Annotated in this window: 14 protein-coding genes; 9 read left to right on the top strand and 5 right to left on the bottom strand. The window is 68.7% G+C overall.

Annotated features, from left to right (window positions below; genetic code table 11):
• Positions 1-28 precede the first annotated feature (28 nt).
• The 3 genes from FDA38_RS07165 (at position 29) to FDA38_RS07175 (ending at position 3686) form a co-directional block, all read left to right on the top strand.
• A complete protein-coding gene (locus FDA38_RS07165) occupies positions 29-1573 on the top strand; it encodes a WD40 repeat domain-containing protein (protein ID WP_137253241.1) in 1545 nt (514 codons plus the stop codon).
• Positions 1574-1705: 132 nt separating this feature from the next.
• Positions 1706-2902, top strand: a complete 1197-nt coding sequence (locus tag FDA38_RS07170; protein WP_233714573.1) for an MFS transporter — start codon at positions 1706-1708, stop codon at positions 2900-2902.
• Between the two features lie 19 nt (positions 2903-2921).
• Entirely contained in the window at positions 2922-3686 is a 765-nt protein-coding gene (locus tag FDA38_RS07175) for a sulfite exporter TauE/SafE family protein (protein WP_137253243.1), read from the top strand.
• On the opposite strand, the gene FDA38_RS07180 is transcribed toward FDA38_RS07175, so the two are convergent.
• Positions 3683-4678, bottom strand: coding sequence for a YdcF family protein (locus FDA38_RS07180; protein WP_137253244.1), 996 nt, complete (start codon positions 4676-4678; stop codon positions 3683-3685). The two genes, FDA38_RS07175 and FDA38_RS07180, sit on opposite strands and share 4 nt — an antisense overlap.
• Positions 4679-4760: 82 nt before the next feature.
• On the opposite strand from FDA38_RS07180, the gene FDA38_RS07185 reads away from it, so the two are divergent.
• Positions 4761-5996 (top strand): D-arabinono-1,4-lactone oxidase, encoded by a 1236-nt coding sequence (locus tag FDA38_RS07185; RefSeq protein ID WP_137253245.1) that lies wholly within the window; start codon positions 4761-4763, stop codon positions 5994-5996.
• Here FDA38_RS07185 and FDA38_RS07190 read toward each other — a convergent pair.
• Positions 5986-6684, bottom strand: coding sequence for a cache domain-containing protein (locus FDA38_RS07190; RefSeq protein WP_137253246.1), 699 nt, complete (start codon positions 6682-6684; stop codon positions 5986-5988). The two genes, FDA38_RS07185 and FDA38_RS07190, sit on opposite strands and share 11 nt — an antisense overlap.
• Positions 6681-7427, bottom strand: a complete 747-nt coding sequence (locus FDA38_RS07195; protein ID WP_137253247.1) for a FadR/GntR family transcriptional regulator — start codon at positions 7425-7427, stop codon at positions 6681-6683. The genes FDA38_RS07190 and FDA38_RS07195 overlap by 4 nt, the downstream gene beginning before the upstream one ends.
• A gap of 119 nt (positions 7428-7546) precedes the next feature.
• Between FDA38_RS07195 and FDA38_RS07200 the strand changes: the two genes are divergently transcribed.
• From FDA38_RS07200 to FDA38_RS07220, 5 genes are read left to right on the top strand one after another with little or no spacing between them, the layout of a single operon-like run.
• Positions 7547-8983, top strand: a complete 1437-nt coding sequence (locus FDA38_RS07200) for an aminobutyraldehyde dehydrogenase (protein ID WP_137253248.1) — start codon at positions 7547-7549, stop codon at positions 8981-8983.
• The gene (locus tag FDA38_RS07205) at positions 8980-10050 is read left to right on the top strand and encodes an ABC transporter ATP-binding protein (protein WP_137253249.1); all 1071 of its coding nucleotides are present in this window, start codon (positions 8980-8982) and stop codon (positions 10048-10050) included. Before FDA38_RS07200 ends, FDA38_RS07205 begins: the two co-directional genes overlap by 4 nt.
• 48 nt (positions 10051-10098) lie before the next feature.
• Complete coding sequence (locus FDA38_RS07210) at positions 10099-11304, top strand: ABC transporter substrate-binding protein (RefSeq protein WP_137253250.1); 1206 nt, start codon at positions 10099-10101, stop codon at positions 11302-11304.
• Positions 11301-12143, top strand: coding sequence for an ABC transporter permease (locus tag FDA38_RS07215; RefSeq protein ID WP_137253251.1), 843 nt, complete (start codon positions 11301-11303; stop codon positions 12141-12143). Before FDA38_RS07210 ends, FDA38_RS07215 begins: the two co-directional genes overlap by 4 nt.
• The gene (locus FDA38_RS07220) at positions 12143-12952 is read left to right on the top strand and encodes an ABC transporter permease (protein WP_137253252.1); all 810 of its coding nucleotides are present in this window, start codon (positions 12143-12145) and stop codon (positions 12950-12952) included. Before FDA38_RS07215 ends, FDA38_RS07220 begins: the two co-directional genes overlap by 1 nt.
• Here the strand turns inward: FDA38_RS07220 and FDA38_RS07225 are convergent.
• Positions 12932-13402: a MarR family winged helix-turn-helix transcriptional regulator gene (locus FDA38_RS07225; RefSeq protein ID WP_137253253.1), complete on the bottom strand. Its 471-nt coding sequence runs from the start codon at positions 13400-13402 to the stop codon at positions 12932-12934. The genes FDA38_RS07220 and FDA38_RS07225 overlap by 21 nt on opposite strands.
• Positions 13399-14688, bottom strand: a complete 1290-nt coding sequence (locus FDA38_RS07230) for a nicotinate phosphoribosyltransferase (protein WP_233714666.1) — start codon at positions 14686-14688, stop codon at positions 13399-13401. The genes FDA38_RS07225 and FDA38_RS07230 overlap by 4 nt, the downstream gene beginning before the upstream one ends.
• Positions 14689-14713 lie beyond the last annotated feature (25 nt).

Consider the following 14713-nt stretch of genomic DNA (forward strand, 5'->3'; position numbering starts at 1 on the left):
GCCGGAGCGGGCCCAAGGGGGTTCGCTCATGAAGAAGGCTGTCTTGGCAGTTGTCACCGGTGCGGCCGTGGTCGCCGCGGCGCTGGTGCCGTCCGGCCCGGCTGTACAGGCCGCGACCGAGGCAGGTGCGCACAGCGCGCCGCGTGGATTCGGCTCGGCGTTGTCGTCGGTGGAGCAGTTGTCGTGGCAGACGAACGCGAGCGTGAACGCGGTGGCCGTCGCGGGCAACCTGGTGTTCGCGGGTGGCCTGTTCACCCGGGTCCGGCCGCCGGGCAAGGCTCGTGGTGTCGGTGACGTGGCCCGGAAGTACTTCGTGGTGCTGAACCGGACGACCGGCGTACCGACGCGGTTCGCGCCGCAGGTCAACGGGCCGGTGTGGAGTGTCGACACGTCTCCCGACGGCCGGTGGGTTGTGATCGGCGGCGACTTCACCGTCGTCGACGGGGTGTCGCGGTCGCATGTCGCGATGTTCGACACTGCCACCGGCAAGCTCGTCACCGGGTGGGACCCGGTGGTCAACTTCCGGGTCGCGGCGGTGAAGATCACCGACAAGACGGTCTACCTCGGCGGCTCGTTCGGCCTGGTGGACAAGATGACCCGCAACCGTCTCGCCGCGGTCAGGCTCGACACCGGCACGCTGCTGCCGTGGAGCCCGGACGCGAACGACGACGTCCACGCGATCGAGGTGTCCACCGACGGCGAGCGGGTGTTCGTCGGCGGCGGTTTCACCCGGATCGGCGGCCGGAACGATCACGCGCTCGCGATGCTGAACGCGACGACCGGTGCGGTGCTCTCGATGCGCGCGGCCGGGGCGATCCCGGCGAAGACCGAGGGCTGCGACAGTCGGGTGAAGGACCTCGAAGTCCAAGGAAACAAGGTCTTCGCGTCCAACGCCGGTACGGGAAGCGTCAGCTGCTACGACGGCGTCCTCGCCGCGGACGCGACGACCGGCAAGCTGATCTGGCAGAGCCACTGCCAGGGCGCGACCGAGGCGATCAAGGCGATCGGCAACTGGCTGTACAAGGGCTCGCACGCGCACAACTGCAGCGCGGACGGCGGCTTCCCCGACAAGACCGGGATGCACCACCTGCTCGTCTACAGCACGATCACCGGCAAGCTCGGCCCCTGGTTCCCGAACACGGACGCGGGTGGCGAGACTCTCGTCGGCCCGCTGGCGTTCGCGTCCGGCGGCAACGACCTGTGGGCCGGCGGCGATTTCACCGAGGTGAACGGCGTACCGCAGGAAGGTCTGACGCGATTCACCAGCGCCCCGGGCGGAGCCGCGCCGGCCCGACCGGCCGCGCCGAAGGTCGCCAGCGCGCGGGCCAACAAGGTGACGATCAGCTTCCCGACCGTGCTCGACCGCGACAACATCGCGCTGACCTACGTGCTCTACCGCGGCACGACGCGGATCGGTGCCTGGTCGCGCTCGTCGAACTCCTGGACCAAGCCGACCGTCACGACCGTCACCGACCCCGGCCTGTCCAGCGGCCAGAAACTGTCCTACCGCCTCGAGGTCAGCGACGGCCGCAACGTCCAGAAAAGCCCAGCGGCCACCGTCAAGGTCCGCTAGCCTTGGCGGTCGACTAGAAGCCTTCGAGGAGTTGGGGATGCCCGGTCAACCGGGCACGCGCTGACCGCAACCGTCATCGCGTGCCGCCTGCAGAGCATCGAGCGGCACTTTCCCCTGCCCTGGGAGTCTTCTGTGTCGCTGTGGACGCATCGTGACTTCGTTCGGCTCTGGATCGGCCAGAGTGCATCACAACTCGCAAGCTTCGCCGGTCAGGTGACCCTGCCGCTGGTCGCGGTCACCTCGCTCGGCGCCGGCGCCGCCCAACTCGGCGTACTGCGTGCCGTGCAACAACTTCCGATCCTGCTGTTCTCGCTGGTGGTCGGCGTACTGGTCGACCGTTGGCGGTTCCGGTCAGTGCTGGTGGCCGCGGATCTGGGTCGTGCGCTGGTGTTCGCGTCGGTCCCGCTCGGGCTGGGACTCGGCTTGTCGTTCCTGTACGCCGTGGGTTTCGCGGCCGGCGTGTTCACGGTCTGTTTCGATGTGGCATACCAGTCCGCGCTGCCGCGCCTGGTCGAGCGAGATCAGCTTGCCCAAGGCAACAGCATGCTCGAGACGACCCGGTCGGCCGCGCAGATCTCCGGACCGGCGCTCGGCGGCGGCCTCGTGTCGCTGCTGACCGCGCCGCTCGCAGTACTCGCCAGCGCGGCGCTCTTCGCGTTCTCGAGTCTGTCTGTCGGCCGGATCAGCAACCGGACAACGACCGGAGTTCCACGGACAGGGGTACTGCGCCAGATCGGCGAAGGCCTGCGGATCGTGGCTCGTGACTCGTCGCTGCGGGCGATCGCGGCGGCGACCTGTGTGTACCAGTTCGGCTTCACCGCACTGACCACGGTCTACCTGCTCTTCCTGAGTCGGACCCTCAGCCTGCCGAGCGCAATCGTCGGTCTCGTACTCGCGTCCTTCGGCCCGGGTGTGCTGATCGGCTCGTTGCTCTCGGCCTGGCTGCCGAGACGCTTCGGCTACGGCCCGGTCGTGGTCTTCGCCGCCTTGGTCTCGGATCTAGTGATGCTCGTCACGTCGACACTGCGCGGCTCCGGACCGCTCACAGTCGCCGCTCTGGTCACGATCAACGTCCTGTACGGCGCTCTCAGCCAATCCGTCGACGTCGCGGTGACCGCCGTACGGCAACTCGTTACGCCGTTGGACGTCCAAGGCCGGGTCGTTGCCACGATCAACTTTCTCGGACTGGGCCTGACACCGTTCGGAGCGTTGCTCGGCGGCGCACTCGCCGCAGCGGCCGGCGTCCGTACGGCGTTGCTCGTGGCGACGGTCTGGCTGTTCCTCTCGCCACTGTGTCTCACGCGGCTTCGACGTAGTCTGGCGCGGTGAGATCACCCGTGAGCTACGCGTGACGGGGCCGGAGCAACTGGCTGTCGTCGGTGCTGGACTGGGCGCAGGCATTCTGACGTCGACCGTCGGGGTCGCGTCGTTGCTGAGCTTCCCGGTGCTGATCGCGTTGGGGATCCCGCCCGTGGTCGCGAACGCGTCGAACACGCTCGGCTTACTGCCGGGCGCGCTGAGTGGCGCGATCGGCTACCGGCGCGAACTGCGTGAGGTCCCACGAAGTCAGACGGTGGCGGTCGTGGTGATCTGTGCCGTCGGCGCGATCGGCGGTGCCGCACTGCTCCTGGCCCTGCCGTCGCGCGTGTTCGCGTCGGCAGCACCCTGGCTGATCCTCTTCACCTGCCTGATCGTCGGCGTACAGCCGTGGATCTCGAAGTGGCTGCGGGCCCGGTCCAACCATCCGCATGGCACTCAACGATCGATGTCACCGGCAACCACTCTGTTCACCGCACTGACGGGCGTGTACGGCGGTTACTTCGGCGCGGGTGCCGGCGTCATGATGATGGCCGTTCTCGGCCTCGGACTCGACCTGGAGCTCCGGATCGTCAACGGGCTCAAGACCCTCGCGCTCCTCGCCGCGAACCTCGTCGCCAGCATCATCTTCGTCTTCATCGCCGACCTCAACCTCGCCGCGTCCGGACTGCTCGCGGCCGGTTCCATCGTCGGCGGGTACGCCGGCTCCCACATCGGCCGCCGCCTCCCCGCCACCTTGCTGCGCGTCCTGATCGTGCTCGCCGGCGTGGTTGCCGCCGTACTGATGCTGCGCTAGACGTGCTGCCAGATGGCCGCGGCGGCGATGAGTAGGCAGATGCCGCCATTGAGGTACGGGTGGCTGAAGAGGATCGCCACGAACTCGCGGATCGTTGCCGTCGGCCAGTAGTACGCGGCGGTCGGGGAGCCGATCACCTGACCGTTGACCTTGGCCTTGCGTGCCGTCATCGCGGCGCGGAACGCGTGGAAGTTGTTCGTCACGATCAGGCAGCGGTACTTCGGCGTACATGCGACCATCAACTCGCGGCTGAAAGTCAGGTTCTCCCAGGTGCTGGTCGACCGGTCCTCGCGCAGGATCGCCTCGTCCGGGACGCCGCGCTCGATCAGGTACGACGCCATCGCGTGCGACTCGGGCAGGTCCTCGTCGCGGCCTTGGCCGCCGGACGTGATCATCATCGGCGTACGGCCTCGGCTCAGCGCCCGTTCGTACACCTGCTTGCCGCGGTCCAGCCGGCTCGCGAGCAGCGGCGTGACCCGCGAGCCGCGCAGGCCGGCTCCGAGCACGATGACGAAATCGACCTTCCGGGACGAGCGGACCCGGCTGTAGACGAACGCGTACACCAGGAAGCAGACGAACAGGAACGCGATATAGGTCAGCACCCCGATCAGCACCGAGCGCAGCGCTGCGAGCGGCTCCCAGCCGATCTTCTGCACCGCGACGCTGAACACGACGAACCCGATGATGCCGAGCCCGGCGAGCAGCGAGAGCAGGTTCTTCGGCCGGCGGCCCTCCCGGCGCAGCATCGTGATGCCGTTGACGACGAGGAACACCGCGAGCACGGCGATCGCCAGCGGGATGACGGCGAGGATGGCCAGCACCAGCCAGCGGGCCGCGGTGTTGTTGAAGGCGTCGACCACGAAGATCATCCCGATCCCCGCGAAGATCAGCGTCAGGACCAGGAAGATGCCGTTCTTGAACAGTCGCCGGTCCCGCAGGAAGCTGACCGCGAACACGACGAACCAGAACGCGGCGGCGACGAAGGCGTACATCGGGCACATGAAATCACGGCGGCCTGACCAGAAGCTGGAACTCAGGGATTCGTGAGTGTCCGGCGTGTGCGAGGCTGACCGCATGAGCAGCGTGACTAACTGGGCCGGCAACGTCAGGTTCGCCAGCGAGCTGCAGCGGCCTCGGTCCGTCGAGGAGCTGCAGGAGCTGGTCTCGGCGGCGGAGAAGGTGCGGGTGCTCGGCACCGGGCACTCGTTCAACCGCATCGCCGACAGCACCGGGGCGTTGGTGAGCGTCGCTGACCTGCCGTCGGAGATTGCTGTTGACGAGCGTGGGGTCACGGTCTCGGCCGGGCTGCGGTACGGCGAGATCACGGCCGCCCTGGAGGCTCAGGGGCTCGCGCTGCACAACCTCGGTTCACTGCCGCACATCTCGGTGGCCGGGGCATGCTCGACCGGGACGCACGGCTCCGGGGATGGCAACGGCCCGCTGGCGGATGCGGTCAACGCGATCACGTTCGTGGACGCTCGCGGCGAGCTCGTCACGCTGAACCGCGGTGACGAGGACTTCGCCGGGTCGATCGTCTCGCTCGGCGCGCTCGGGGTGACGGTGAGCCTGACGCTCGACGTACAACCGTCGTACCAGATCAGCCAGGTGGTGTACGACGGGTTGCCGGTGGAGCGGCTCGGGACGGACTTCGCCGAGGTGATGGGCAGCGCGTACAGCGTCAGCGCGTTCACCGACTGGGTCGACCCGGATGTGATGGTCTGGCGGAAGTCGCGTGATCTCAGCGCGCCCGCACCGGAGTGGCTGGGTGCTCATCTAGCGGACGGCGCGCGGCATCCGATCAAGGTGATGCCGGCCGACTACGCGACCCAGCAGGGCGGCGTACCGGGTCCTTGGAACGAGCGGCTGCCGCATTTCCGGCTCGAGTTCACCCCGAGCAACGGCGACGAGCTGCAGTCGGAGTACTTCGTGCCGCGCGATCGGGCGGCCGAGGCGTTCGAAGTACTACGGGCCCTGGGCAACCTCTTCGCGCCGGTGATCCAGGTGTCCGAGGTACGGACGATCGCGGCCGACGAGCTGTGGTTGAGCCCGAGTCAGGGCCGGGACACGGTCGCGCTGCACTTCACCTGGATCCAGGACGAGGCTGCGGTCCGCCCGGTCGTCGCTGCGATCGAGGAGGGTCTCGAGTCGCTCGACGTACGACCGCACTGGGGCAAGGTCTTCGCGGCCGACGCCGCGACGCTGGCCGAGCGCTACCCGCGGGTGAAGGACTTCATCGCGCTGGCCGCGAAGTACGACCCGGCGGGCAAGTTCCGTAACGAGTACCTCGACACGTTCCTGCCTACGCGCTGAGCTCGACCAGCGACAGGGGAAGATCCTCGACCCGGTACGCCGGGGCCGGGGTTCGCAGCAGCGTGCCGCCGACGTGGCGGGCGCTGTTGCTGAGCACGATCCGGCCCTGGTCGTTGACGATGGCAACCTTCCGGTGGGTGGCCCGCAGGCACGGCAGGACCGCCTTCTCGAACGTGAAGACCCGGACGTCGGCCCCGGCCACGCCGACGAACCGGTCGCGGACGAGGACCGGCACGGTGAAGGTCAGCGTGTAGTCGTCGGTGCAGAGATAGTCGACGTACGGACCGGTGATGTGCCGGCGGCCGGTCCGCTGCGGTACGTCGTACCAGGGCAGGGCCGCGTAGTCGTAGAAGTTCTCGCCGCGCGGATCGGTGTCGACGATCAGCCGCTCGGTGACGCCGTTGCTGAGCATGAACCACTCGAGCCACCACTGGGCGTCGGCCAGTGCGTCGATCGCCGCGACGAAGCCGGCGCCCTGGATCGATGAGCCCTGGTCCTCGAGCGCGGGCCGGACGAGCTCGATCACGCCGCCGAGGTCCGCCCGGCGGACGGTCGGCTGCCGGTCGAAGACGGCCGCCGTCGCCGCGCCGATCCGGTCCGCCAGCCCGAACGCCTCCCCGACCACGGACTCCACCAGCTCGAGCACCGTCTCGAGCCCGGCGTCGAGGGTCAAAGACTCTGTGCTCATGTGTCCTCCAACGCCAGTCTGAGGTCGATCAGCCGTGCCGTCGAGTCGGCCACCCGTTCCTCCGCGGCGGCGCGGGCCCCGTCGCCGTCGGTGCGGTCGATCGCGGCGACCACTTCGCGGCAACTCCGCACCGTCCGGCGGTGGCTGTCGTCGTCGCCGAACGCGAGCCAGAGCAACGTGCCGACCTCCGCCTGCAGGCTCACCTCGGCCCGGTAGAGCCGGGTCGACTGCGCGGTCGCGGCCACCTCGATATGGAACTGCGCGTCCGCCCGCCGGCGTCCGCCCAGTCCTTCGGCGTTCTCCAGGCCGTCGCAGACCGCGGTCAGTCGGCGTACGTCGTCCGGTGTCGCCCGCTCGGCCGCCAGCCGGGCTGCCGTCCCGGCGATCGCGCTGTAGTGGTCGCCGAGATCCCGCAGCTCCGCCAGGCTCAGCTCGGCCAGCCGGTCGCGGACGATCGCGGTCGATATCTCCTGGTGGGCGCGGACGAAACTGCCGCCGCCGCGACCCCGCCGGGTGTCGATCAGACCGCGCTGCCGCAGCGCCGAGAGCGCCTCCCGGATCGTGGCGGTGGAGACGCCGAAGATGCCGGCCAGGTCGGTCTCGCCGGGCAGCTGCCCGGAGTCGGGGACCAGGCCGAGCGCGATCGCGTCGGTCAGCCGGCGGGCCACCAGTTCCGATCGGCTCAGCGTCTCCAGCGGTGCGAACACCGCGGCCGCGCCACTGCCGTAGAACCGCAGCGCCATCCGGTCTCACCAACCCTCACGACACGACTTCGACACAGGTCGCGGACATTGTCGCCGATCGCTTGAACTTTAACATCTGGTTTCATATGTTTACGCCCAACCGGCGTTCAGGAGTGCTGATGCGAACAGTGCAGAACCTGATCAATGCAGAGCGGCAGGACGCGCGCAGCGGCGCGACCAGCGAGCTGATCGACCCCGCCACCGGCAAGGTCTTCGGCACGGCGCCACTGTCCAGCGACGAGGACGTGGACACGGCGTACCGGGCCGCGGCCGCCGCGGTGCCGAGCTGGGGCGCGATCACGCCGGCCGAGCGACAACGGATGCTGCTCCGGTTCGCCGATCTGGTCGAGGCGCGCGGCGACGACCTGGTCGCCGCCGAGTCCGAGAACACCGGGAAGCCGCTCGAGCTGACCAGGACCGAGGAACTCGCGGTCATGGTCGACCAGCTGCGGTTCTTCGCCGGGGCGGCCCGGCTGCTCGAGGGCAAGTCGGCCGGCGAGTACCTGGCCGGTCACACGTCCTGGGTCCGGCGTGAGCCGATCGGTGTCGTCGGCCAGATCACCCCGTGGAACTACCCGATGATGATGGCGGTCTGGAAGGTCGGCCCGGCGCTCGCTGCCGGGAACACGCTGGTGCTGAAGCCGGCCGAGACCACACCGGTGACAACCGTGATGCTCGCGGAGCTGGCGGCCGAAGTACTGCCGCCCGGAGTCTTCAACGTCGTCTGTGGCGACCGCGCCACCGGCCAGGCCGTGGTCGCGCATCCGACGCCTGGCCTGGTCAGCATCACCGGCTCCACCCGGGCCGGCTCGGAAGTCGCCAGTACGGCGGCTCTCGATCTGAAACGCACCCACCTCGAGCTGGGCGGCAAAGCACCGGTGCTGGTCTTCCCCGACGCGGATCTCGCCGCGGCGGCCGAGGCGATCGGCATCGCCGGCTACTTCAACGCCGGCCAGGACTGTACGGCGGCCTGCCGTGTCCTCGTCCATGCCTCGGTCCACGACGAATTCGTGCAGGCACTGGTCGACTGGGCCCGGGACAACGCGAGACCAGGGCTCGCCGACGACGCCGACGCGCTGTTCGGTCCGCTGAACAGCCGCCTGCAACTGGACCGGGTCCGCGGCTTCCTGGCCCGGATGCCCGGCCACGCCACGATCGCGCTCGGCGGTGAACAGCCCGGCGGAGCTCTTGCCGACGGCTACTTCCTCGAGGCGACCGTGGTCACCGGACTGCGGCAGGACGACGAGATGATCCAGGACGAGATCTTCGGCCCGGTCATCACCGTGCAGTCGTTCGCGGACGACGACGAGGGTCTGCAGAAGGCCAACGACGTCCAGTTCGGGCTCGCGTCGAGTGTCTTCACCGCCGACCACTCGCGCGCCTTGCGGATGTCCAGGGCGCTCGACTTCGGCTGCGTCTGGATCAACACGCACATCCCGCTGGTGGCCGAGATGCCGCACGGAGGCTTCAAGCACTCCGGTCACGGCAAGGACCTGTCGATGTACGGCGTCGAGGACTACACCCGGGTCAAGCACGTGATGTCGGCGATCGGATGACGTCGGTGGACGCGCAGGCGCAGACCGTGGCGACCGAGGCCGCCGCGGTCAGCCTGCGCGGCCTGCGGAAGACGTTCGGCGAGGTCACCGCGGTCGACGGGATCGATCTCGACCTGACCGAGGGCGAGTTCTTCTCGATGCTCGGTCCGTCCGGCTCCGGCAAGACCACGGTGCTGCGGATGATTGCGGGCTTCGAGACGCCCACGGCCGGCCGGATCCTGCTCGGCGGCGCCGACGTCACGGACCAGGCGCCGTACGCACGGGACGTGAACACGGTCTTCCAGGACTACGCGCTCTTCCCGCACATGAGCGTGCTGCAGAACGTCGAGTACGGGTTGCGGGTCAAGGGCGTCGACCGGCGCAACCGTCGTACCCGGGCTGTCGAGGCGCTCGAGACGGTCCGGCTGGAGGGGTACGGCGACCGTCGGCCGAATCAGCTGTCCGGCGGCCAGCAGCAACGCGTCGCGCTGGCGCGAGCGCTGGTGAACCGGCCCAAGGTGCTGTTGCTGGACGAACCGCTGGGCGCGCTCGACCTGAAACTCCGGCGGGAGATGCAGATCGAACTGAAGGCGATGCAGCGCGATGTCGGTATCACCTTCGTGTTCGTCACGCACGACCAGGAAGAGGCGCTGACGATGAGCGACCGGATCGCCGTGTTCAACGGCGGCCGGATCGAGCAGCTGGCCACGCCGGTCGAGCTGTACGAACACCCGGCCAGCGCGTTCGTGGCCGGGTTCGTCGGTACGTCCAACCTGCTCGAGGGCGATGTCGCGACCGCGATTCTCGGGATGGACGGCCTGTTCACGGTCCGGCCGGAGAAGATCCGGCTGCAGTCGCGCGACGCCGCCGCCGAGCCGGGGACGTGTACGGCGACCGGAGTGGTTCGCGAGGTGGTGTACCTGGGATCGGCGACCCAGACGGTCGTCGACCTGGACGCCGGCGGATCGCTGATCGTCCTGCAGCAGAACCGGCAGGGATCCGTGCAGGACAAGCTCGAACTTCGCGGTACCGGGGTCCGGTTGACCTGGGACCGCGAACACACCGTCGCGATCGGCGGTCCGCAGTAACACCGCAGTAGTAGCAGTCTCCGCCCCGAACCCTTCAGGGAGCTTGAGATGAAGAAACTCAGCGTAGCGGTGAGCCTGGCAGTGCTCGCCCTGGTCGCGGCCGCCTGTGGCACCTCGGGCGGCGGTGACTCCGCCGCCAAGGCCGGCAGCAGCACCGGATTCTCCGCACCGGACCTGCCGAAGCTGGACAAGCTCGGAGCCGGGGAGGGGAAGCTCAGCGTGCTGGCCTGGCCCGGGTACGCCGAGGACGGCTCGAACGACCCGAAGGTCGACTGGGTCACGCCGTTCGAGAAGCAGACCGGCTGCCAGGTGACGGTGAAGACCTTCGGTACCTCCGACGAGGCCGTCACGCTGATGAAGACCGGGCAGTACGACGTGGTGTCGGCGTCGGGCGACGCGACGCTGCGGCTGATCGCGGGCGGACAGGTCGAGCCGGTGAACACCGACCTGGTGCCGAACTACGCCGGCGTCTACTCGTTCCTGAAGAACCGCCCGTGGAACTCGGTGAACGGCCAGATGTACGGCATCCCGCACGGCTGGGGCGCGAACCTGCTGATGTGGCGGACCGACAAGGTCAAGCCGGCCCCGACGTCGTGGGGCGTGGTCTTCGACGCGAACTCGCCGTACAAGGGCACGGTGACGGCGTACGACTCGCCGATCTACATCGCCGACGCGGCGATGTACCTGATGGCGACCAAACCGGATCTCGGCATCAAGAACCCGTACGCGCTGGACGACAAGCAGTTCGCCGCGACCGTGGATCTGCTCAAGACCCAGAAGACGCTGGTGTCGGAGTACTGGTCGGACTACCTCAAGGAGGTCCAGGCGTTCACCAGCGCGAACTCCGTGGTCGGGACGACCTGGCAGGTGATCGCGAACGTCGCGACCGGCGAGAAGGTGCCGGTCCAGGTGACCGTGCCGACCGAGGGCGTGACCGGATGGTCGGACACCTGGATGGTCAGCGCCACCTCCAAGCACAAGAACTGCGCGTACCAGTGGCTCAACCACATCATCAGCCCGCAGGCGAACGCGGCGGTCGCGGAGTACTTCGGTGAGGCGCCCGCCAACGGCAAGGCCTGCGCGCTGACCGCGGACAAGAGCCACTGCACGACGTACCACGCCGGCGACGCGACGTACGCCCAGAAGATCTGGTACTGGACCACGCCGATCGCGCAGTGCCTCGACGGCCGCACCGACGTCAAGTGCACCGACTACAGCAAGTGGACCCAAGCCTGGACACAGATCAAGGGATGAGCGCCCGTGGCCCGCGGACCCGGTTGGCGTTGCTGCTCGGGCCGCCGATGCTCTGGCTCGGGGTCGCGTACCTCGGGGCGCTGGCGGCGTTGTTCGTCACCGCGTTGTGGACGCAGAACGGGTTCACCGGACAGATCGAGCGGGTGTGGACGCTGGACAGCTTCAAGACGCTGTTCACCGTCGACGTGTACCGGACGATCGCGTTGCGCACGATCGCGGTCGCCGTCCTGGTGACCGTGATCGACGCGGTGGTGGCGTTCCCGATCGCCGTCTACATGTCGAAGGTGGCCGGCCCGGGGCTGCGGCGGTTCCTGCTGGTGGCGGTGCTGATGCCGTTGTGGGCCAGCTATCTGGTCAAGGCGTACGCGTGGCGCGGGATGTTCTCCGAGGGCGGGCTGGTGTCGTCGGCGTTCGAGGCGGTCGGGCTGAAGTCGCCCGGGTACGGGCTGACCGCGACGGTGGTGACGCTGTCGTACCTGTGGCTGCCGTACATGATCCTGCCGATCTACGCCGGCCTCGAACGGTTGCCCGATTCGTTGCTGGAGGCATCGGCCGATCTCGGCGGCCGGACGCTGCAGACGCTGCGGCGGATCGTCCTGCCGACCGTCGTACCGGCGATGGCGGCGGGTTCGATCTTCACGTTCAGCCTGACGCTGGGTGACTACATCGCCGTCCGGATCGTCGGTGGCACCAATCAGTTGCTGGGCAATGTTGTGTACGACAACGTGGGTGCGGCCAACAACCTGCCGTTCGCGGCCGCGGTGGCGACGATCCCGGTCGTCGTGATGGTGCTGTACCTGGCGGCGGTCCGGCGTACCGGAGCGATGGAGAGCCTCTGATGACGATGTCGCGCTCGACCCGGATCGTGCTGCGGATCCTGACCGTGATCATTCTCGGGCTGATCTACGTGCCGCTGCTGCTGGTGCTGGTGAACTCGTTCAACGTCAGCAACACGTTCGCCTGGCCGCCGCGCGAGTTCACGCTCGAGTGGTGGCGGCGGGCGGCCGAGAGCCAGGGCGCGCTGGACGCCCTCTGGGTCAGCGTCCGGGTCGGGCTGGCGGCGACGGTGATCGCGCTGGTGCTCGGCACGATGATCGCGTTCGCGCTGCAGCGGTTCGCGTTCTACGGCCGGGACGTCGTGTCGTTGCTGGTGATCCTGCCGATCGCGCTGCCGGGCATCGTCACCGGGATCGCGCTGAACAACGCCTTCCGGACCATCTTCGGGTGGCAGCTCGGGTTCGTCACGATCGTGATCGCGCATGCGACGTTCTGCATCGTCACGGTGTTCAACAACGTGATCGCCCGGTTGCGCCGTACCGGCGTCTCCCTGGAGCAGGCCTCGGCGGATCTGGGTGCGTCCGGGTTCACGACGTTCCGCCTGGTGACTTTTCCGATGATCCGGTCGGCCTTGCTGGCGGGGGCGTTGCTCGCGTTCGCGCTGTCGTTCGACGAGATCGTCGTGACCACGTTCACCGCCGGCGCGAACCTGCAGACGCTGCCGATCTGGATCTTCAACAACCTGTTCCGGCCGAACCAAGCGCCGATCGTCAACGTCGTCGCGGCGGCGCTGATCCTGATCTCGGTCGTCCCGGTGTGGCTGGCGCAGAAGTTGTCCGGCGACGCGGAATCACTCGGAGCCGGCCGCTGACGGAAGCCCTTCCAGTGCGCCGGTGATGGTCCAGAGGAGGTTGCGGAGTACGCGGCGGTCCTCGGGGGTGAGGTGCTCCAGGGCGCGGCGGCCGGCGCGATCGTAGATCTGCTGGACGGTGTGGGCCAGCTCGATGCCGCGGTCAGTCAGCTCGATGCCTACCTGGCGGGCGTCGGTTGCGCTCTTGACGCGGCGTACGAGGCCTGCGGCTTCCATTCGCTGGGTGGTCTTGGTCGCGGTCGGTACTTCGACGTCGAGGACCTTCGCGAGCCGTGCGACCGGGAGGGAACCGTGGTGGAGCAGCTTCGCGAGCACCAGCTCCTGTCCGGTGTGCAACCCGCTGCCGGCCAGCTCCTCCGCCACCGCTTTCCGCGCCGCGCGCTCCGCGAACCGCAGAGCGATCAGCACATCCGCCTCGTCGGCCGGCGCATCCGCGGACCATTCGGTCATGTATGACTCCGGGGATGGAACGGGTTGCGGGCGTCGTAGTCGCCCTCGTACTCGGTCGGGATGGCCGGCTCGCCGCGGCTCAGCTGGCTGGCGGAGCGGGGGAGCTCGTCGCGGACCTTCTGGTGGAACGCCTGCGACTCCTGCGGCGTGGTCCGGCCGACGATCTTCCCGGCCTCGACCAGCGACTTCAGCAGCAGCCGGTCATCGCCGTCGTCGACCGGCTGCTCGCCGACCCCGATCAGCTCGAGCTCCGCGACCCCGGCCGCCGACCGGCGCCGCAGCGCCCACTTGCGGCCGCCGATCGAGATCTTGTCCGGGCTCTTCTTCGCGACCGGGACCAGTGCGCCGCTCTCGTCCTCGCGGGCGACCAGCTTGTACACGAACCCGCAGGTCGGGTACCCCGAGCCGGTGACCAGCGATGTACCCACGCCGTACCCGTCGACCGGCGCCGGGGCGAGCGCGGCGATCTGGAACTCGTCCAGGTCGCTCGTCACGATGATCCGGGTCTTGTGCGCGCCGAGCGAGTCCAGCTGCTCGCGGACCTGGCCGGCGAGCGAGGGGAGGTCGCCCGAGTCCAGCCGGACCGCGCCCAGGTCGGGTCCGGTCAGCTCGATCGCGGTGCGGACGGCTTCGGCGACGTCGTACGTGTCGACGAGCAGCGTGGTGCCCTTGCCGAGCGCGTCGACCTGGGACCGGAAGGCGTCCTTCTCGCGGTCGTGGAGCAGGGTGAACGAGTGCGCCGCCGTACCGGCGCTCGGGATGCCGAACCGGCGGGCTGCCTCCAGGTTCGAGGTCGTGGAGAAGCCGGCGATGTACGCCGCCAGTGCGCTCGCGACGGCGGCTTCCTCGTGGGTACGCCGGGAGCCCATCTCGATGCAGGGCCTGCCACCGGCCCACCAGGTCATCCGCGATGCGGCCGAGGCGACGGCGGAGTCGTGGTTGAGGATCGAGAGGAAAACGGTTTCCAGGAGCACTGCCTCGGCGAACGAGGACTCGACCACGAGCACCGGGGAGCCCGGGAAGAAGATCTCGCCGTCGGCGTACCCGGAGATGTCGCCGGTGAACCGGTAGTCCGCCAGCCAGTCCCGGGTAGCCTGGTCCACGACGCCGCGATCGGCCAGGAAGGCGATCGTCTGCTCGTCGAAACGGAACCGCTCGAGCGCGTCGAGCAGCCGGTTCACGCCGGCCACCACGCCGTACCGGCGGCCGTCCGGCAGGCGGCGGGCGAACAGCTCGAAGACCGAGCGGCGTTGCGCCGTGCCGTCGGCCAGGCTGGCCTGCAGCATCGTCAGCTCGTAGTGGTCCGTGAGA

This window comes from Kribbella jiaozuonensis (assembly GCF_005233875.1).
GTDB classification, from domain to species: domain Bacteria; phylum Actinomycetota; class Actinomycetes; order Propionibacteriales; family Kribbellaceae; genus Kribbella; species Kribbella jiaozuonensis.

What these genes read in the sequence shown, in the direction of transcription:
- FDA38_RS07165 (WP_137253241.1), top strand. Translation starts at nt 29, where the DNA reads ATGAAGAAGGCTGTCTTGGCAGTTGTCACCGGTGCGGCCGTGGTCGCC.
- FDA38_RS07180 (WP_137253244.1), bottom strand. Translation starts at nt 4,678, where the DNA reads ATGTACGCCTTCGTCGCCGCCGCGTTCTGGTTCGTCGTGTTCGCGGTC.
- FDA38_RS07185 (WP_137253245.1), top strand. Translation starts at nt 4,761, where the DNA reads ATGAGCAGCGTGACTAACTGGGCCGGCAACGTCAGGTTCGCCAGCGAG.
- FDA38_RS07190 (WP_137253246.1), bottom strand. Translation starts at nt 6,684, where the DNA reads ATGAGCACAGAGTCTTTGACCCTCGACGCCGGGCTCGAGACGGTGCTC.
- FDA38_RS07195 (WP_137253247.1), bottom strand. Translation starts at nt 7,427, where the DNA reads ATGGCGCTGCGGTTCTACGGCAGTGGCGCGGCCGCGGTGTTCGCACCG.
- FDA38_RS07200 (WP_137253248.1), top strand. Translation starts at nt 7,547, where the DNA reads ATGCGAACAGTGCAGAACCTGATCAATGCAGAGCGGCAGGACGCGCGC.
- FDA38_RS07205 (WP_137253249.1), top strand. Translation starts at nt 8,980, where the DNA reads ATGACGTCGGTGGACGCGCAGGCGCAGACCGTGGCGACCGAGGCCGCC.
- FDA38_RS07210 (WP_137253250.1), top strand. Translation starts at nt 10,099, where the DNA reads ATGAAGAAACTCAGCGTAGCGGTGAGCCTGGCAGTGCTCGCCCTGGTC.
- FDA38_RS07215 (WP_137253251.1), top strand. Translation starts at nt 11,301, where the DNA reads ATGAGCGCCCGTGGCCCGCGGACCCGGTTGGCGTTGCTGCTCGGGCCG.
- FDA38_RS07220 (WP_137253252.1), top strand. Translation starts at nt 12,143, where the DNA reads ATGACGATGTCGCGCTCGACCCGGATCGTGCTGCGGATCCTGACCGTG.
- FDA38_RS07225 (WP_137253253.1), bottom strand. Translation starts at nt 13,402, where the DNA reads ATGACCGAATGGTCCGCGGATGCGCCGGCCGACGAGGCGGATGTGCTG.
- FDA38_RS07230 (WP_233714666.1), bottom strand. Translation starts at nt 14,688, where the DNA reads ATGCTGCAGGCCAGCCTGGCCGACGGCACGGCGCAACGCCGCTCGGTC.